Raw genomic sequence first — 18,684 nt, 5'->3', positions numbered from 1 at the left:
AGAAGATGGGAAGCAAGATGTCGTACGCCACTGACGCCGTCCCCGACGACGGACCGGCCCCCCGGGAGTCCGGCACGCAGGCGCTGGACCGCGCGCTCAGCGTGCTGCTCGCCTTCCGCGGGACCGAGGCCGAACGAAAGGTCAGCGACGTCAGCCGCGAACTCGGCCTGCACAAGTCGACCGCCAGCCGGCTGTTCCGCGCGCTGGCCGACGCCGGCTTCCTGCAACGCAACGAGGAGAACGGGAACTACCGGCTCGGGGTCACCGTGTTCGAACTCGGCGCGCGCTACCTCGCCGGTCTCGACCTGCACACCCTCGCCCGCCCCCTGGTGCACCGGCTCGCCGAGGAGGAGGGCGAGAGCGTCAACCTGTCGGTCCGGGAGGGCCTCGACGCGATCTCGATCCACGTCGTGCAGGGCACCCGCAACCTTCAACTCGTCTCCCGGCTCGGCCGGCGCATCCCGCTGTGGTGCAGCGCCGCCGGCAAGGCCCTGCTGATCGACTCCGACGACGCGGCGCTGCGGGTCATGCTGGCCACCGCGCCGTTCACCGCCCTGACCGGCAACACGATCACCGACCTGGACACGTTCGTGGCCCGGATGGCGACCGTCCGGCAGCAGGGCTGGGCGCTCAACGACCAGGAGAGCGAGGAAGGGCTGCGGGTGGTGGCCGCGCCGGTCCGCGACCGCCACGGCCGGGTCACCGGCGCGATCAGCATCTCCGGCCCGATCTTCCGGCTCGGCGAGGCCCGGGTGGCGGAACTGGCCGCCGCGGCCCGACGGACCGCCCACGAGCTGTCCCGCCAGCTCGGCTACGGTCTCGGCGACGTCTGGGGCGACTGACCCGGTCAAAACCGCTCCTGCACCACGTCGGGGCGTACCCGCACGTGCAGCACCGCCGGCCCGGTCAGCGGCAGCACCTCGTCGAAGGCCACCCGCGCGCCCGCCTCGTCGGTCACGGTCCACGCCGGCAGTCCGAGCGCGCGGGCCACGGCCGCGAGATCCCGCTCGGGGAAGCGGGCCAACCCCGGGTCGGCACCGCGCGGCGCCAGCTTGCGTACCTCCGCGCCGTATGCGGCGTCGTCCAGCAGCACCAGCAGTACCGGCGCGCCGACCCGGGCCAGGGTGTCCAGTTCACCGAGCCCGGTGAGCAGGCTGCCGTCGCCCTCGAAGGCGACCACCGGCCGATCGGGCCGGCCCACGGCGGCGCCCACCGCGAACGGCAGCCCGACGCCGATGCTGCCGAACTCCCACGGCGCGAGGAACGACCGGTCGGTCGCGGTCGAGTCGAGCAGCAGGTTGGGCCAGCCGCCGAAGTGACCGACCCCGACCACAGTGGTCCGCTCGCGCGGCAGGTGCTCCGCGCAGATCCGGATGAACGCCCGGGGGTCGATCCGGTCGGCGGCGGACTCGACGACAAGACCGGCGAACGGATCGGCGACCGCCAGCCCGGCGGCCAGGTCGCTACTACGCCAGCTCGGCCGGTGCACCGGAGCCAGCACCGCCGACACCGCCCGCGCCGTCTCCCCCGCGTCGCCGACCACCCCGGCCGTCACCGGCCAGCGGGCCCCGATCGCCGCCGGGTCGACGTCCACGCTGACCACCTCCGCGTCCCGGAAGAGTGCGCCGTGGTCGGCGGTCCACCGGTTGAGCCCGGCGCCGAACGTCACCACCAGGTCCGCCCGCGCCAGCGTCCGCCGGGTCAGCGGCCGGGACAGCCCGCCGGCCACCCCGAGGTCGTACGGGTGCCCGGCGAACAGGCCCGCGGCCATCAGCGTGGTGGCGAGCACGGCCCCGCCCCGGTCGGCGAGGTCCCGGATCGCGGCCGCTGCCGGTTCGGCGCCCCGGCCCGCGAGCAGCACCGGGCGGCGTGCCGACCGCAGCCGTTCCGCCAGCGCCTCGACGTCGGCCGGATCCGGCACGAGGGGTCGCGGCGCCCGGGGCACCACCGGCACCGCGACCACCGGGCCGGGCGGCACCGGCGCGTCGGCGAGGTCGATCGGCACGTTCAGCACCACCGGGCCGGGCAGCTCACGGGCCGCCCGGAAGGCCGACCCGACGTCGCGTACGGCCGTCGAGGCGGCGGACACAGGCACGAACGTGCCCGCGGTCGCCAGCGCGTACGGCTGCTGATCGAAGTGCTGCACGTGCAGCGGGTCACCCGGCGGGGTGTCCCCAGCGATCAGGACCAGCGGCGTGCGGGCCTGCCGGGCGATGGTCAGCGCCGCACCGGCCACCGCGAGCCCCGGCCCCTGGGTGACGGTGGCGACCGCACACCGGCCGGTGCTGCGGGCATACCCGTCGGCCATCATCACCGCGGCGTTCTCGTTACGGGCTGCGACGAACCGCACGCCGTGCCGCTCCACCAGGTCGGCGACGAGGAACATGTTGGCGTCGCCGAGAAGACCGAACACGGTGTCGACACCGTGCGCGACGACGGCGTCGGCGATCGCCTCGAAGACCTTCACCGCGTACCCCCGTCCAGGTAGTCGCCGGGCGGGCGCAACGCCACGCTCAGCGCGCCCAGGTAGGAGTCGTTGGCCACCGCGTCGAACCGCGGCCCGGCCAGCCGGGCGGCGCGCTTGGTCATCGAGCGGCCGACCGCCGAGGTGGCGAGCAACCGGTCGGTGATGCCGGCGACGGCGGCCGGCAGCCCGTCGGCGTCGACCACCCCGGTGACCAGGCGCAGGTCCAGCATGTCCGCGGGCTCGACGCGCTCGCCGAGCAGCAGCCAGCGCTTGGCCAGGTCGGCGCCGACCAGGTCGGCGAGGATCGCCATGCCGCTCCAGGTCAGTGGGATGCCGAAGGTCACCTCGGGGAAGGTGAAGAACGCGCTGTCGGCGGCCACCCGCAGGTCGCTGGCGAGCCCGAGCACAGCGCCCGAGCCGATCGCCGGCCCGTTGAAGGCGGCAACAGTGGTCTGCTCCAGCCGGTACCAGCGCTCGACGAGTTCGGCGGTGCGGCGTTGCACGTGCATGGTGGTCCCGGCGTCGAGACCGGCCAGCTCCCGCAGGTCGGTGCCGGCGCAGAAGGCCGTCCCCGCACCGCTGAGCACCACCACCTCGACCGTGCGGTCGCGGCTCAGCTCGTGCAGCACGTCCTCGAAGCGGGCGAGCATGGCGAGGTCGAAACTGTTGCGCCGGGACGGCCGGTGCAGGGTCACCCGGGCCGATCGCCCCGAGCGGTGCAGCAGCACGGACTGGTCAGTTGTCATGGTGACTCCGAGGTCAGAAGGGCCCGGTCGACGAGCGCGGCAGCGTGGCCGACGTACGACAGCGGGTCGAGCAGCCCGGCCAGGTCGGCGCCGGGCAGGGCGGCGGCCACCTGCGGGTCGGCGCGCAGGACCTCGGCGAACGGCAGGTTCTGGTCCAGGCTGTCGCGGACGATCCGCATCACCAGGTGGTGGGCCTGTTCCCGGCCCAGCGGGCCGGCGAGACGGAGCATGACCGCCTCGGACAGCACCAGCCCGCCGGTGAGATCCAGATTCGACCGCATCCGGTCCGGGTTGACGCCGAGATCGCCGAATACCTCGACCAGTCGCTCCAGCGCGCCGCCGATGAGGATGAAGCACTCCGGCAGCAGCTTCCACAGCGTCATGCCGACACCCATGTCGCGGTCGTCCTGGGCGACCATGGTCTGCAACGCCAGCGGCACCTGCGCGCGCAGCGTACCGGCGGCGGCGATCACAGCCTCGCACCGGATCGGGTTGCGCTTGTGCGGCATGGTGCTGCTGCCGACCTGGGTCGCGCGCTGCGGCTCGTACGCCTCACCGACCTCGGTGCGACCGAGGAAGTAGACCTCCCGGGCCAGTTTCTCGGCGCTGGCGGCGACCAGCCCGAGGACCATCAGGCACTCGGCGAACCGGTCCGACGTGGCATGCCACGGGGTGTCCGCGACGCCGAGGCCGAGTTCGTCCGCCACCGCGCGTTCCACGGCGAACGCCTGCGGGCCGTAGCCGGCCATCGTGCCGGCGGCCCCGCCCATGCTGGTCACCAGCAACCGGGCCCGCATCTGGGCCAGCCGCGCCCGGTGCCGTTGCAGCTCGCTCTGCCACACCGCGCAGCGCAGCCCGAACGTGGTCGGCAACGCCTGCTGGCCGTGGGTGCGGGCCGGCATCGCTGTGGCGCGGTGCCGAAGCGCCAGCCGGCGCAGGATGCGTACCAGCTCGTCGACCTGGCGCGCGACGATGTCCAGACCGGCCCGGGCCCGCAGCACGAACCCGGTGTCCATCACGTCCTGCGTGGTCGCGCCGAGGTGGACGTATCGGCCGGCGTCGCCGGCGCACGCGGCGGTCAGCGCCCGGACCAGCGGCACCAGCGGGTGCACGGTGTCGGCGGCGTCGGCCGCGAGCACCGCCGTGTCGAGCCGGTCGAGCCGGGCCGCGTCGGTGATGGCACCGGCCGCGGTCGACGGGATGACACCGAGGCCGGCCTGCGCCCGGGCCAGGGCCGCCTCCACGTCGAGCCAGGACTGCATGAGCTGGCGGTCGTTGAAGACCCCGCGCATCTCGGCGTTGCCGAAGAAGCTGGTGACGGTCAACGAGTCCAGGAAGCACGAGCCGAGTTGCATCAGCGCTCCTTTTCACCGGTGAGCAGGCCGAGCGCGGCACGCCGGTCGACCTTGCCGGACGGCAGCATCGGCAGCCTCGGCACCGTACGGATCAGCGTCGGCACCTTGTGCCGGGCCAACCGGGTGGCGGCGGTCGCGGTGAGCCGGCCGGGATCGGCTTCGGCACCCGCGGTGGCGACGACGAGGGCGCCGACCTCCTCGCCCCACCGCGGTGACGGCACACCGAGCACACACGCCTGGGCGACGGCCGGGTCGTCGAGCAGAGCCGCCTCCACCTCGGCCGGGCTGACGTTCTCGCCGCCCCGGATGATCAGTTCCTTGACGCGGCCGGTGAGGGTGAGGACCCGATCGCCGTCGAGCGCACCCAGGTCACCGGTACGCAGCCACCCGTCGTCGGTGAGCGCGGCCCGGGTGGCCGTCGGGTCGTCGAGGTAGCCCGTGGTCACCGACTCGCCGCGCACCAGCAGCTCGCCGGGCTGCCCGGCGGGCAGCCCGGTCCGGGTGCCGGGGATCACGACGACGGCGCACAGGTCCGGCACGATCCGGCCGACGGTTCCGCCGGGCGGCCCGCAGCTTCCGTCGCCGGGGTCGACACTGATCGTCGGCCCGGCCTCGGTCTGCCCGTAGACCACCGCGACCCGGTCGAGCCCGAGCACCCGCCGGGTCCGGGCGATCAGCGCCGGCGCGCAGGCCGCGCCGCCGAGGAAGCCGACCCGCAGCGAGGCCAGGTCGAAGCGGTCCGGTGCGGGCTCGACGGTGTCGGCGAGCATCGCCGCCATCGTCGGCACGGCCTGGAGCACGGTGCACCGGTGCCGGGCGATCTGGGACAGTACCGGCTCGGAGCGGAACCGGCGGACCGACACCCAGAGCGCCCCGCTGACCAGCGCCAGCACGGCCCCACTGCCGAGACCGGCGGCGTGTGCCAGGGGCAACGGCGAGGCGATCCGGTCGTCGGCGCCGAGTCGGGCGGCGTCGGCCGTCCAGCGGGCGTTGGCGATCAGGTTGCGGGCGCTGAGCGAGACCATCTTGGCCGGGCCGGTCGAGCCCGAGGTGAACTGGATGTTCAAGGTCGCGTCCGGGTGCCCGGCCGGGGTCGGCACGGAGCCGGTCCAGCCGGGCAGCGCGGAAAGGTCGTCGCCGAACGCGTGCCAGCCGTCCGGGCGTACGTCCGGCGGCAACGCGGCGACCGCGCGCGCGGCGACGGCCCGGCCGTCGCGGTCCCGCACCCGCTCGGCCACGAAGAGGCGGCGGGGGCGGCTGCGGGCCAGCGCCGAGGTGAGTTCCGCGGCGGTCAGGCCGGGATGCAGGGTCACCAGCGCGGCGCCCCGCCACGCCGCGGCGGCCAGCAGAACCAGCCAGCCGAGACCGTTCTCGGCCCACACCGCGACCCGGTCGCCGCGACCGACCCCGAGCGCGGCCAGCACCGCCGCCCCTCGGCCGGCGAGGTCGGCGAACTCGCCGGCCGACACCGGCCGATCCCAATCGTCGAAGGCGTACAGCGGACGGTCCGGTTCGTTGGCGGCGCGGTCCAGGACGGTGGCGTCGAAGGCGGGCGGGATCACCGGGTCACTCCTTGACGAGCAGCAGGTTTCCGTGGTCGTCGACGGTCGCGGTCCAACCGGCTCGGACCACGGTGGTGCTGCCGTTCTCGCGGATGACCGCCGGGCCGGGCACAGTGCAGCCAGGGGCCAGCTCGGTGCGCCGCCGGACGGTGGCGTCGGCCCAGCCGTCCGCGCCGTAGATCCGGGTCCGGCCCGGCTGCGACGCCGCGCCTGCCGGAGGCGCGAACCGCACGGAGGGCCGCGGGCCGAACGCGGTCAGCCGGCAGTTGACGATCTCGGCGGGGTGCCCGGACCGGGCGTACGCGTACCGCTCGGCGTAGGTGGAGTGGAACGTCTCCACCAGTTCCTCGGCGGTGACCGGCACGTCCTGGACGGGCACGGCCAGATCGAACGACTGGCCCCGGAACCGCATGCCGACCGACAGGCCGAACGTGACATCGTGGGGCTCGACGCCGTCCTCCGCCTTGAGCTGGGCCCGCGCCGTGTCCCTCATCTCGGCCACGACGTCGCGGACGGCGGCCAGCCCGCTCTCGTCGGCCGGCGCCAGCACCGTCCGAACGTAGTCGTGCCGGGCCTGGGCGGTGACGAAGCCGAGCGCGGAGAAGTTGCCCGGGACCGGCGGCACCAGCACCCGGCGGATGCCCAGTTCGTCGGCGAGCGCGGTGGCGTGCATCGGTCCGGCACCGCCGAAGGGCATCAGCACGAAGTCGCGGGGGTCGTGGCCGCAGGCGACCGAGATCTCCTTGATCGCGCTGGTCATCTTGACGGTGGCGATGGTCAGGATGCCGTGCGCCAGCTCCAGGTCGTCGAGGCCGAACTCGGCCGCGAGCCGGCTCATGGCCGTGCGGGCGGCGGCGATGTCGAGGCGTACCTCGCCGCCGAGGCTCTCCTGCGGGTCGAGGTGCCCGACGACCAGGTGCGCGTCGGTGGTCGTCGGCTCGGTGCCGCCCCGCCCGTACGCGGCGGGGCCGGGGGTCGAGCCGGCGCTGCGCGGACCGATCCGCAGTTCGCCGCCGACGTCCCGCCAGGCGATCGAGCCGCCGCCGGCGCCGATCGTGTTGATCTCGACCTGGAAGGTGCGGTTCGGGTAGCCGGCGATCTTCCCGTCGTTCGTCATCAACGGGGTGCCGTTCTTGATCAGGCAGACGTCGGTGCTGGTGCCGCCGATGTCGCAGGTGATCACGTTCGGATAGCCGGCCAGACCGGCGACGTGGACGCTGGCGGCGACCCCGCCGGCCGGACCGGACAGTGCCAGGTTGATCGGCAGCCGGCCGGCCTCGTCGGTGGAGACGACCCCGCCGCTACTGGTCATGATCGACAACGGGTGGGCGTAGCCGCCGGCGGCGAGCGCGGTGCCGAGTCCGCGCAGGTAGTCGGCGACGGTCGACCGCACGCTGGCGTTGAGCACGGTGGTCGCGAAACGCTCGTACTCGCCCTGCTCCGGCACCACGTCGGAGGAGAGGGTGCAGATCAGGCCGGGGTGCCGCTCGGCGAGCCGGGCGGCCGCCGCCCGTTCGTGCGCCGGATTGCGGTAGGAGTGCAGCAGGCAGACGGCGACGGCCCTGGGGCCGGCGGCGGCCACCCGGTCCAGCACGGCGTCGAGGTCGGCAGGGTCCACCGCGCGTACGACGCTGCCGTCGGCGCCGATCCGTTCCCGCAGTACGTGCCGCAGCCGACGCGGCGCCAGCGGCGGGCGTCCCGCCTCCTTGACGCTGTAGAGCTGCGGCCGGTGCCCCAGCCCCATCTCCAGGACGTCCCGGAAGCCCTCCGTGGCCACCACGCTGACCGGCTCACCGGAACCTTCCAGCAGCGCGTTGGTGACCCGGGTGGTGCCGTGGACGAAGCGGTCGACCTCGTCGAGGCGTACGCCGAGCTTGGCCAGGCCCTCGAAGATGGCCGCTGCCGGGTCGTCCGGCGTGGACAGGGTCTTTGCCTCGGCGAGCCGGGCGGTGGCCGGCTCGTACACGATGACGTCGGTGAAGGTGCCACCGATGTCGACGCCGATGCACAGCATGGCGAGCCTTTCGATAGTGGTGGGCGCGCGGACCCGGGCGGCCGTCGCCGGGCCGCCGTCACGGGTGGTCGGATCAGAAGGTGACGCCGTAGCGGCGCAGGGTCCTGCTGGTGACGGCCCGCAGGATCCAGTCGAAGAGGTAGCCGAGCAGACCCAGGGCGATGATGCCGACGAAGACCCACTCGGTCTTGGCGTAGTTGCGGGCGGTCCAGATGAGCGACCCGAGGCCGCTCTGCGCCGCCACGATCTCGGCGGAGACGATGGTGAGGAACGAGTTGCCCATGGCCAGGCGAGCGCCGGTGACGACGTGTGGCACGGTCGACGGCAGCACCACCGAGACCAAAGTGCGGGCCGGGTTCGCGCCGAGCGCCCGCGCGGCCCGCAGCCGCAGCTCGTCGACCGACAGGACGCCGGCCAGCGTGTTCAGCGCGACGATGAAGACGGTGGTGTAGAAGATCAGCGCGATCTTCGACGCCTCACCGGGGCCGAGCCAGATGATCGCCAACGTGACGAAGGCGATCGGTGGCACGAACCGGAAGAACTGGATGTACGGGTCCACCATCAGCCGCAGCCACGGAACGCAGCCCATCAGCAGCCCGACCGGTACGCCGATCACGACACCGAGCGCCCAGCCGGTCAGGATCCGGGTGGACGAGGCGCTGACCGAACTCCACAGCGTGCCGTCCTGGACCAGGTCGACCGCGCCGCGCCAGGTCAGCAGCGGCGACGGCAGGAAGAAAGCGGTGTAGTTGCGGCTGACCAGGTCCCAGACGACGACACCGAGCATGACCGACAGGACCGACAGCCCGATCCGGGTCAGCCGGGGCCGGGACCGGCGCCGACGGGCCGGACCGGGGGCGTCCCGACCGGCCCGCTGCGCCACGGTACGCACGTCGACGGTCATGGTCATGCCTCCCTGTCGCCGCCGGCGAAGCGGCCGTCGTGCCCGTCGTCGAGTCCCTGGGCCTGCAGGGTCCGGGCCACCTCGGCGCCGATGTCCTCGCGCAGCCGGCGGAAGAGCGCGGCGCTCGCCGGGTCGGTCAGGTCTCGAGGCCGGGGCAGGTCGCACGGGTAGACGTTCTTGATCGCCGCGGACGGGCCGGCGGTCATCGTGACGATCCGATCGCCGAGCAGGATCGCCTCACCGATGTCGTGGGTGACGAACACGATCGTGGCGCCGGTCTCCCGCCAGATGCGATCGAGTTCGACCTGCATCACCAACCGGGTCTGCGCGTCCAGCGCGCCGAACGGCTCGTCCATCAGCACCACCGACGGCTCGTTGGCCAGCACCCGGGCCAACTGCGCGCGCTGGCGCATGCCACCGGAGAGCTGGCCGGGGAACCGGTCGGCGCTGTGGCTGAGCCCGACCATGGCCAGATAGCGGTCGACAGCGGTGGCCCGCTGCGCCTTGCCGACACCCCGCATCCGCGGACCGAAGTCGACGTTCTGCCGCACGGTCAGCCACGGAAAGAGGGCCTCGGCGCTCTGGAACACCACGCCCCGCGACACGTCGGGGCCGGTGACCGGCGCGTCCGCGCAGGTCACCTCCCCGCCGGCCGGCCGGACGAACCCGGCGATCGCGTTGAGCAGCGTCGACTTGCCACAGCCGCTGGGGCCCAGCAGGCAGACGAACTCCCCACTCGCGATGTCCAGGTTCGCCTCGCGGACCGCCTCGAAATCGCCGAAGCGGATGTCGACGTCGCGCACGGAGACCGGTGAACCGGAGCGGCTCACGCCACACCCCTGACCATGACGGTCGCCGGGTCGGCCTTCTGGTTCACGATCTTGCTGTCCTGCTGGAACTGGGCGATCTCCTGGTACCGCTCGATGTCCTCGTCGGTGAAGTCCCGCACCTGGCACTGCACGCCCTCGAGCAGGCTCTGCGCCTCGGCCGCCGGCACCTTGATCGCCTTCTCGGTGACCGTGCCGGCCTTTGCCGGGTCGGCGGTGAGTTGCTCGCACGCCTTGCCGACGGTGTCGACGATCTTCTTGGCCGCCTCCTTGTTGGCCTCGTACCAGGCGCCGTCGACGCCGATCACCAGGTTGTAGACGTAACCGACCTCGCCGCTGGTCAGCAGCACCTTGCCACCGTTGGCGACGCCCCGCGAGGGCCACGGCTCCCACATGATGTAGCCGTCGATGTCGCCGCGTTGCAGCAGCGCCGGCATCTCGGCGGGCGATGCGTTGACGAACTCGACCGCGTCACGGCTGATGCCCTTGTTGTCGAGCACCTTGTTGGTGGCGTACTCGTTCACGGTGCCCGGCACGACGCCGTACTTCTTGATGCCGGCGACGTCGGCGATGCCGGCCCGCGCGACGAGCTTGATGAAGTCGGGCGACTGCGAGAAGACCGCGAGCCCCTTGATGTCACCACGGGTGGCCCGGTTGAGCAGGCTCGACTCGGTGCTCGCCGTGACCTGGCCCTGCTTCGCCAGGATCGCGTCGAGCCCGCCCGTCCCCTCCTGGTACTGGGTGACTGTCACGTCGAGGCCGGCCTGCTCGAAGAGGTTCTCCTGATTCGCCAGGTAGATCGGCGAGTACGCCGGATCGACCCCGACCCCGAAGTTCACGGCGACGGAAGGTGCGCCGGTGTCGCCGCCGGGCTCCCCGGAGGACTGGTTCTCGGAACACGCCGACACGGCAACGGTCATCAACAGGGCTGCGGCCACGGCCCGCACTCGCACTCTCATCGCTACCCCAGACTTAAGCGGCTCATAATGTGGTCTTGGTTGCTTAATATGGGACGCTACTGTGAGCCGCTTTACAACGTCAAGAGCTACGACCACCGGCCTTTCACCACAGAGAGTAGGCAGACCCAGCCGAACTTCCCCATCCCACCGCCCGTGCACCGGGAAGAGAACAACCATGAAGAGCCTGGAAAACCCGCTTGGTACGGCGAATCCGAAATCTCGCCCACCGGCAAGCCAGAAAAATCCGGTCACGGAACGTGTCGACGAGGCGGTGAGGGCCCGACTTTCGTCATCCGGCCGTTATGCGGCGACGACGACCGAGCGGGCGTGGACCACCACCGACACCATCCTCTACGCCCTCGGCGTCGGCGCCGGACAGACCGGCCTCGCCGACGAACTCCGGTTCACCACGGAGAACTCCACCGGCCACCCGCACGCCGCGCTCCCGACCTTCGCCACCCTGCTCGCCGCCGACCCACCACCCCTCGGCGAACCGGCCGTCGTGCGGCACGCCGGCGAGACCCTGACCCTGCACCGGCCGCTGCCGGCCGCCGGCCGGGCCCACGTCACCGCCGTCGTCACCGGCGTCCACGACCGGGGCAGCGGCACCCTGGTCCATCACCGGTCGGAGATCCACGACCTCGGGGGCGGCCACCCTCTGGCCACCGTCGAACGGACCATGTTCGTCATCCGCGCCGACCGCGCCGAGGGCCGGCCGGCGCCGGTCCTGCAGCGGCGGTGCCCGGCGGGCCGGCCCGACCACACCATCCACCACCACATCCGCCCCGACCAGGCCCTGATCTACCGGCTCAGCGGTGACCGCAACCCACTGCACTCCGATCCCGCGGTCGCCGCCGCCGCCGGGCTTCCCGGCCCGATCCTCCACGGACTGTGCACGTACGGCTTCGCCGCCCGTACGCTGCTGAACGCGGTGGCCGGCGGCGAGCCCGACCGCATCCGCCGGATCAGCGCCCGGTTCAGCGCGCCCCTACTCCCCGGCGACACCCTCACCGTGCTGGTGTGGCGCCGACCGGGTGGTGCACAGTTCCAGGCGCTCGACGGGCAGGGCCGGCCAGTGCTCGACCGGGGCGCACTGGACCTGCGATGACCACCGGACGAGAACTCGCAGGTCCTGACGCGTGGTGGAGCACGTCCCGCCGTTCGTCGCCGGCTGAGCGCCGTCGACAAGCGCGCGGACGGACCCGGCGCGGCCCCGGATCAGGCGTGGCGCCGGTCCGGAACGGGAAGAGACCCTGTGCCGTGGGTACGCTCCCACGCCAGCTCGCCAGAATGGAGGCTCTTCGTGATCATGGCACTGCTGCTCGACCTCGCCAACATCGTCGGCGGTTTCCTACTCGCCGCTCCGCTGCTGCGACTGTTGCCACGGGTCGGCGACGACCTCGGCCGCCTCGCCGGCCGGGCCGCCCCGGTCGGCTGGATCGTCGGCCTCGTCGCGCTGGTGACCGGCGGGTACCACCTCATCGTCCACCTCGTCTCCGGCCCCCGGCTGTTCCACTTCGAGGTGGTCGGCATCGGCGTCGGGCTGGCGCTGCTGTGGAGCCGGCTGACCGGGCGAGCGGCGCCGCAGGCCGAACAGCCGAAGCAGGCCACGGGCGTCCGGCTGCTGCTCGCGGTCTTCGGTCTCATCGCGATCGTGGTCGGCGTCCAGGGTCTGTTCACACCGGACGGCTGACGCGAGACACCACCGCAGGGCACCGAGAGCACGGGATCCGCCTCATCGGCGAACGAGGATCTCGTCCAGGGGCTTGCGGTCGATCGCGGGCACCTCGGCGTCCGCCGCCGGGTATCCGACCGGTATCACGACGTATCCGCGCTCCTCGCGGGGCCGATCGAGGATCTCGTTGAGGAACCGCATCGGGCTCGGTGTGTGGGTCAGGGAGGCCAGCCCCGCCTGGTGCAGTGCCGCCAGCAGAAATCCCACGGCGATCCCGACGGACTCCTTGACGTAGTAGGGCTTCGGCGACCTCGGACCCTTGTGCACCTCGAACACCACGATCAGCGCCGGTGCGGTCTCCAGAAACGGCTTGCGCCAGTCGGTGCCCAGCGGCGCCAGCGCGTCCCGCCACTCGTCGGAGACCCGCCGCCGGTAGAAGTCGCGCTCCTCGGCCTCGGCGGCCTCGCGCAGGGCGCGGCGTACGCCGGGATCGGTGACCACCACGAACCGCCACGGCTGGAGGTTGGCGCCACTGGGCGCGCTGCCTGCGGCCCGCACGGCCTCCTCGATAACGCCCTCGGGTATCGGACGGTCGGCGAACTGCCGGACGGAGCGCCGGGCCGACAGGTTCGCGGTGAACGCACGTGCCCGGGCCAGCGCCTCGTCGACAGGCACATCGGAGCGGGGAGCAGCCCGCATCGGCACCGCTGGTCCGTCTACTGACATCACGTCAGTGTGCCGGACGGCACCGACGGATGACCACCACGCGGCGACTGGCGCGTGGCCTGCCGGCCAGGCGTGCTGCCGGGGCGACGAGCAGCGGCCGCCCTCAGAGCACGCCGGTCAGCCGGCCACGCCAGCCGCCGAGGACCGATTCCGGCTCGGTGTCCAGCACCGACTCGAGCAAGGTCGCGTAGACGTCCCGGAAGTCGGCTGTGAACTTGAGGTCACCGCGGTCGAGGTCGGTCAGGCTGGGCGGATCCCCGTGCAGGCCACCACGTACGCCCGAGCCGAGGAGGAGCACGTTCGAGGCGGTGCCGTGGTCGGTGCCGTCGGAGCCGTTGGCCCGGACCCGGCGGCCGAACTCGGAGTAGACGGCGACGACCACCTTCCGGCCCGCGTCGGTGCGCGCCATCCGGGCGGCGAATCGGGTCAGCGCCCGATCGAGCTGCCCGAGCAGCACCTCCTGCAGCTGCTTCTCGTCGGCGTGGGTGTCGAACCCGCCCAGCGACACCGAGAACACGCGGGTGGTGACGCCGGCCTCGATGCACTCGGCGGCGAGGTCCAACTGCGTGTCCAGTGAGGTGCGGGCGCCGCCGGTCGCGGTGGCCGGAGCCGTCTCCCCGTCCTCGTCGCCGTCCTCGTCCGCTGCCGCGTCGCGGACGTCGCGGATCATCTGGTCGACCGCGCGCAGGTCGGCGAAGCAGGCCGCGGCGCGTGCCCGGGCGGCCGACTCCCCCGGCTCCGCCGCCGCCAGCGCCCCCAGTGCGGTTTCCGGCAGGCCACGTGGGGCCCTCCGCCCGCTCACCGACACCGACGCGCCCGCCGTGCGCTCCCCGGCCAGCAGCGGCGGCAGTGCCGGTTCGAAGGAGACCGCGAGTCGCGGATCCCCGCCGTTGCGGTCCAGCCACCGGCCCACCCACCCGGTGGTACCGGGGCGCTCGGGTTCGGCGGTGTGCCAGATGTCCATCGACCGGAAGTGGCTGCGGTCGGCTTTCGGGTAGCCGACGCCACGCACCACCGCGAGCCGGCCCTCGCCGTAGAGCGAGTGCAGTCCGGCCAACGCCGGGTTCAACCCGACCTCGTCATCGAGGCGCCTGACCTCCTCCCCCGCGTATGCCAGCTCGGGACGCGCGTCGTGATAGGCCGGGTCGGCGTACGGGACGACGGTGTTCAGGCCGTCATTGCCGCCGTACAGCGTGACCAGAACCAGCGTACGTACGTCCGGGTCGCGGTCGCCGGCGGTGGCCAGCAGGTCCTCCAGCCGGTACGCGGCGGCACCGGCCGCCAGGCCGGCGGCGCCGGCCACGCCGCTGGCGACCAGGAACCGTCGCCGAGTCAGGATGTCCACACCGATCTCCTTCAGCTGACTGTGTATTCGGGGCTGACCAGGCCGGCGATGATCAGCCGGCGGGGCTCACCGGCCAGCGGGGCCAGGACCGCGCGGGTGCGCTCGCTCCACCGGTCGACCACGAGGAGCCGGGCCAGTGCGTCCGGTCGACCGTCTCGTGGGGCCGCCGCGAGCCGGGACAGCACCGCCGGTGCTGCGGCAGCGGCGAGATGGTCGGCGGCGCGCAGCCGGGCCTGCGCGGACGACGTGGTCAGCCAGGCGGTCCCGGACGGCCAGCCGCCGACGCTGGGCGGGCGCAGCGGCACCTGCTCCAGCGCGCTCAGGCCCGTGACCAGCTGCCGGCGACGGTTCTCGGACAGGGCCGACGGGCGGATCCCGAGCTGCCGCGTCGCCCCCACCAGCCACTCGACGGGTTGTTTGACGAGGGTGTCCCGGGTCCGCGCGAAGTCCGGCGCGGTGAACATCCGGCGCAGCGTCGCCGCGGTGTCGGCACCGGCCAGCCCGTCCGGGGGCGGCACGTGCGGGCCGGCGAACCGGAACCAGAGCCGGCCGGCCACGAACCGCGAGGTCTCCGGCCGCTCGGCCAGCAGCCGTGCGTACGACCGGGCGTCGAAGGCGGCGGTGACGCCGAGAATCGTCTTCGGTCCCGGATCGTGGCGGCGTGGCTCGAACCGCGCCTGCCCGCTGCGGTCGATCGTCCAGCCGGTCAGCGCGCGGGCACCCTCTCGGACGTCCGCCTCGCTGTAGGCGTCACCGATGCCGAGGGTGAACAGCTCCATCAGCTCCCGGGCGAGGTTCTCGTTCGGGGCCTGCCGGGTGTTCCGCTGCCCGTCCAGCCACCGGATCAGGGCCGGGTCGCGCACCATCGCGTCCACCAGCGGCGGCAGCGGTCCGAGCCCGAGCCGGCGCAGGGTCTCCAGCTGCGTCGACATCATCCCGGCGGATCGGACCTTCTGCACGCTGGTCGCCCAGTGCCCGTGCCAGAAGAACAGCAGTTTCTCGGTCAACTGGTGCTCGGCGGCGATCATTCGTTCCAGCCACCAGTCCAGCAGCCGGGTGGCCTGCTCCCGGCGCTGCTGGTTGGCCTGCTGCCGCTGCTCCCGGGTCGCCCCGCGATCGAGTTGAGCGGCCGGGTCCGGGCCGAGGACCGGCGCCGGGGTGGCCGCCGCACCACGATCCGGGCCGTCGGGACCGATCAGCCGATCGAGGGTACGGGCGAATCCGTCGCGTTCGGCCGCATCCACTTCTTCGGCCGTCGGCCCGAACGTCGCCCGGCGCAGCAGGTGCGCCACCGCTTCCCGCTCATTCATTCGGCCGACGCTACGGCACGAATGTACGACGACGGTAAGAACTCGGTCCGGGATGGACAAACAAGCGTCGGTCGACACGAACCCGGCATCCACCAGCAGCCGTCACCCCCGGCGGTCCCGGCGGACGCACGCCTGGACGCGTGCTGTGCCTGCTGCCGGTGGCGTCACCGAGGCCGGCGCCGGTACGCCGCCCTTGGACTCCCCGGTCAGGCCGGCAGCAGACGGTAGGAGTCGCCGGTCGGGATGCCCCAGTCGAGGGAGGCCTGAACGCGTGCGCACGGTGCGGGGACACGGCCCGGCGGGCGGGCGAACCGCCGCCGGGCCGTGTCCGGTCAGCACCGACGAGTCTTCGGAGCCGGTGGACCCGCGGCCTGTCGCGCGGGTCCGGTCACGACGCGGCGCAGCTCAGATCGGCCGGCGCGGTGCCGGCACCGGTGCCGGTGAAACCGAAGGTGGTGCTGGCCTGCGGTGCCACCTTTCCGTTGTACGGCTCGTTGCTGACCGTGTTCTTGCCACCGGTGGTGGTCAACTTCCCGTTCCAGACCGACGAGATGGTGGTGCCGGAGGGGTTCGTCCAGGTCACGGTCCAGCTGTTGATCTGTGCGGTACCGGTGTTCTTCACCTGGATGTCGCCCTGGAAGCCGCCCTGCCAGGCGTTGGTCAGCTGGTACGTGGCGGCGCACCCGCCGCCACCGTTGCCGCCCGCCGGAGTCGTCACGGTTCTGGCCGGCGAGAGCGCCGACACATTACCCGCGGCGTCGCGGGCCCGCACCGTGAAGGTGTACGTCGTGTCGCCGCTGAGGTTGCCCGCCCGGTAGCTGGTACCGGAGACCGTGGCGACCACCGTCGCGGGGGCGGTGCCCACGGCACGCAGCACCTCGTACGAGGTGACTCCGACGTTGTCGGTGGCGGCGGCCCAGGTCAGCGTGGCGGCGTTGGCGGTGACGTCACTGGCGGCGGGCCGGCCGGGGGCGGTCGGCGCGACGGTGTCGTCCGCACTGCCACCGGCGTAGCGCTCGGTGAGGGTGATGCTCGTGGTCGAGCCGGCACCGCCGAGGCGAACCTGGTGGTCGAGACTGACGAACTTTCCGTTGTGCTGCCAGAGCACCGGCTTGAGGATCTGGTTGTACTTCGTCTCGTCCCAGGTCTTCCAGTCGTCGAGCAGCAGGCCGCCGGTGTCGCCGGAGTTGGGATTGAGGCACCAGAAGGTGTGGTGCAGCTTGTACTCGCCCATCAGGTCCCGCAGCGCCTTGAGCCACTTGTCCTGCCGGGCGTCCTGGCCGAGCCGGCCACCCCACTCACCGATCAGCAGCGGCGCGGTGTCGTCCTCGTGCAGGTACAGCCAGTTCGGCCGCCACACGTCGTTCGTCAACGACGTCTTGTCGAAGTCGCCCTGGAACCACGGCTGCTCGTACACCAGCGGTCCGTAGTCGTGCGGCGAGTACACGAGCTGATCCTGGTTCGCGCCGAGGTCGACCGGGAACTCCCTCGCCCCGCGCAGGTTCCCGCCCCACCAGTTGTTGAAGTAGTTCGGGCTCAGGTCGGGGTTGGTCTTCGGCGACTCCCATGTCTTGCCGGGCCGGGGATACGTTTCGATCCCCTCACACAGGATCAGGACCTTCGGGTTGATCGCCAGGATCCGCCGGCCCGCCGTCTCACACGCGTGCTTGAAGTTGTCGACGTCCGTGCTGCCGTCCCACTTCGCCCGCGGGGACTCGTTCGGCTGGCCGTGCGGTTCGTTCTTGATGTCCATCGCGACGATGGTGTCGTTGGTCTTGTACCGGGCGGTGACCCATTCCCAGCCCTGGTAGAACTTCTCCGGGGTGATGGTGCCCTTCCACCACACCGGGTAGATGTGGCCGGAGTTGTCGGCCTCGGCGCTGTGCACGTCGAGCATGACCTTCAGGCCGTACTTCTCGCACAGCTCGAGCCAGTGGTCGAAGATCTGCAGGTTGTTCATCCCGGCCAGCTCCGGGTTGGCCGACAGGTTGACGTTCGGCATCACCGTCTGGCCGGCCTTCCACTCCAGCAGCAACTGGGTAGAGATCGGCACCCGGACGATGTTGATGCCCCGCTCGGCCATCTGCCGGGTGATGGTCTCGATGTTGCCGCTCCACAGGCCGTGGAAGACCCGCTCGGTGGCGTTGAAGCCGAACCAGTTGACCCCGGTGAGCCAGACCTGGTTGCCGGCCTCGTCGACGATCTTGTTGCCCTCGGTGTGCAGCCAGTCCTCGGTGGGTGCCGCGCTGTCGGCCGCCGGTGGCAGTGCCGCTCGGGGCGGGGGCGCCGCCGATACCGTTGCCGGGGCTGACAGCCCGACGACGACACAGGCCGCGAGCGCGACGACGCGCATGGATCTCTTCGCAGACATGCCTTGTCCTTTGGTGGTGGTGTTGGCGGTGCGATTGGGAGCGCTTCCATCGACAATCATACGCAGGATGAGGGTCGCCGCGTCCAGTCGTGCGAAGCGCCCACCGTGCCGTGCCCGGCGCGGGCCCGCGTGAACCCGCGATTACCTGTGACGACACGCGCCGTTCACGATCAGGGCGTCCCGAGGGTCGCCGGCTGCGCCGGTGATAAGCGTTTCAGGCGAAGCCCAGGTAGTGACCGGCCCCCTGGACCCGCACCCACCTGCGCAACCCCGACCGGAACCGGTCGGCGACGGCGGTCCCGAGACGGCACCGCGAGGAGGAACAATGCAACTGGCGGCAACGCGTACCCGGCGCATGCTGGCCGTCCTCGGCGTCCTGGCCCTCACGGCCGGCCGCAACCGTCGCCGCGGCCCTGGCCGCCG

15 protein-coding genes are annotated in these 18,684 nt (G+C 72.4%); 3 read left to right on the top strand and 12 right to left on the bottom strand.

Annotated elements, in window-relative coordinates; translation table 11 throughout:
• Positions 1-5 precede the first annotated feature (5 nt).
• The gene (locus C569_RS0100180; RefSeq protein WP_018783789.1) at positions 6-842 is read left to right on the top strand and encodes an IclR family transcriptional regulator; all 837 of its coding nucleotides are present in this window, start codon (positions 6-8) and stop codon (positions 840-842) included.
• A gap of 5 nt (positions 843-847) precedes the next feature.
• On the opposite strand, the gene C569_RS0100175 is transcribed toward C569_RS0100180, so the two are convergent.
• The 8 genes from C569_RS0100175 to C569_RS0100140 all read right to left on the bottom strand — a co-directional run bounded on the left by C569_RS0100175 (position 848) and on the right by C569_RS0100140 (position 10,795).
• Positions 848-2,467 carry a thiamine pyrophosphate-binding protein gene (locus tag C569_RS0100175; protein ID WP_018783788.1) on the bottom strand — a complete coding sequence of 540 codons (1,620 nt, stop codon included), beginning with the start codon at positions 2,465-2,467 and terminating at the stop codon, positions 848-850.
• Positions 2,464-3,213 carry an enoyl-CoA hydratase/isomerase family protein gene (locus tag C569_RS0100170; RefSeq protein WP_081635875.1) on the bottom strand — a complete coding sequence of 250 codons (750 nt, stop codon included), beginning with the start codon at positions 3,211-3,213 and terminating at the stop codon, positions 2,464-2,466. The genes C569_RS0100175 and C569_RS0100170 overlap by 4 nt, the downstream gene beginning before the upstream one ends.
• Positions 3,210-4,568: an adenylosuccinate lyase gene (gene purB, locus C569_RS0100165; RefSeq protein ID WP_018783786.1), complete on the bottom strand. Its 1,359-nt coding sequence runs from the start codon at positions 4,566-4,568 to the stop codon at positions 3,210-3,212. The genes C569_RS0100170 and purB overlap by 4 nt, the downstream gene beginning before the upstream one ends.
• Positions 4,568-6,130, bottom strand: coding sequence for a class I adenylate-forming enzyme family protein (locus tag C569_RS0100160; RefSeq protein WP_018783785.1), 1,563 nt, complete (start codon positions 6,128-6,130; stop codon positions 4,568-4,570). Before C569_RS0100160 ends, purB begins: the two co-directional genes overlap by 1 nt.
• 4 nt (positions 6,131-6,134) lie before the next feature.
• Entirely contained in the window at positions 6,135-8,144 is a 2,010-nt protein-coding gene (locus C569_RS0100155) for a hydantoinase/oxoprolinase family protein (protein WP_018783784.1), read from the bottom strand.
• Between the two features lie 73 nt (positions 8,145-8,217).
• Positions 8,218-9,048 (bottom strand): ABC transporter permease, encoded by an 831-nt coding sequence (locus tag C569_RS0100150; protein ID WP_141708154.1) that lies wholly within the window; start codon positions 9,046-9,048, stop codon positions 8,218-8,220.
• Between the two features lie 2 nt (positions 9,049-9,050).
• The gene (locus C569_RS0100145; RefSeq protein WP_018783782.1) at positions 9,051-9,878 is read right to left on the bottom strand and encodes an ABC transporter ATP-binding protein; all 828 of its coding nucleotides are present in this window, start codon (positions 9,876-9,878) and stop codon (positions 9,051-9,053) included.
• A complete protein-coding gene (locus tag C569_RS0100140) occupies positions 9,875-10,795 on the bottom strand; it encodes an ABC transporter substrate-binding protein (RefSeq protein WP_255327229.1) in 921 nt (306 codons plus the stop codon). Before C569_RS0100140 ends, C569_RS0100145 begins: the two co-directional genes overlap by 4 nt.
• 310 nt (positions 10,796-11,105) lie before the next feature.
• Between C569_RS0100140 and C569_RS0100135 the strand changes: the two genes are divergently transcribed.
• A complete protein-coding gene (locus C569_RS0100135) occupies positions 11,106-11,942 on the top strand; it encodes a MaoC family dehydratase (RefSeq protein ID WP_018783780.1) in 837 nt (278 codons plus the stop codon).
• Between the two features lie 201 nt (positions 11,943-12,143).
• Positions 12,144-12,527 (top strand): hypothetical protein, encoded by a 384-nt coding sequence (locus tag C569_RS0100130; protein WP_231394697.1) that lies wholly within the window; start codon positions 12,144-12,146, stop codon positions 12,525-12,527.
• A gap of 42 nt (positions 12,528-12,569) precedes the next feature.
• On the opposite strand, the gene C569_RS0100125 is transcribed toward C569_RS0100130, so the two are convergent.
• The 4 genes from C569_RS0100125 to C569_RS0100110 form a co-directional block, all read right to left on the bottom strand.
• Positions 12,570-13,208 carry a nitroreductase family protein gene (locus tag C569_RS0100125; protein WP_155945488.1) on the bottom strand — a complete coding sequence of 213 codons (639 nt, stop codon included), beginning with the start codon at positions 13,206-13,208 and terminating at the stop codon, positions 12,570-12,572.
• 130 nt (positions 13,209-13,338) lie between these two features.
• Positions 13,339-14,580 carry a DUF1501 domain-containing protein gene (locus tag C569_RS0100120; RefSeq protein ID WP_018783777.1) on the bottom strand — a complete coding sequence of 414 codons (1,242 nt, stop codon included), beginning with the start codon at positions 14,578-14,580 and terminating at the stop codon, positions 13,339-13,341.
• Positions 14,581-14,591: 11 nt separating this feature from the next.
• Positions 14,592-15,890, bottom strand: coding sequence for a DUF1800 family protein (locus tag C569_RS0100115; protein ID WP_036344922.1), 1,299 nt, complete (start codon positions 15,888-15,890; stop codon positions 14,592-14,594).
• Positions 15,891-16,278: 388 nt separating this feature from the next.
• Positions 16,279-18,261 (bottom strand): cellulase family glycosylhydrolase, encoded by a 1,983-nt coding sequence (locus C569_RS0100110; RefSeq protein ID WP_026267523.1) that lies wholly within the window; start codon positions 18,259-18,261, stop codon positions 16,279-16,281.
• Between the last annotated feature and the right edge of the window lie 423 nt (positions 18,262-18,684).

It is taken from the genome of Micromonospora sp. CNB394 (genome assembly GCF_000374985.1).
Taxonomy (GTDB): domain Bacteria; phylum Actinomycetota; class Actinomycetes; order Mycobacteriales; family Micromonosporaceae; genus Micromonospora; species Micromonospora marina.
This window is presented reverse-complemented; position numbering and strand designations above follow the sequence as displayed.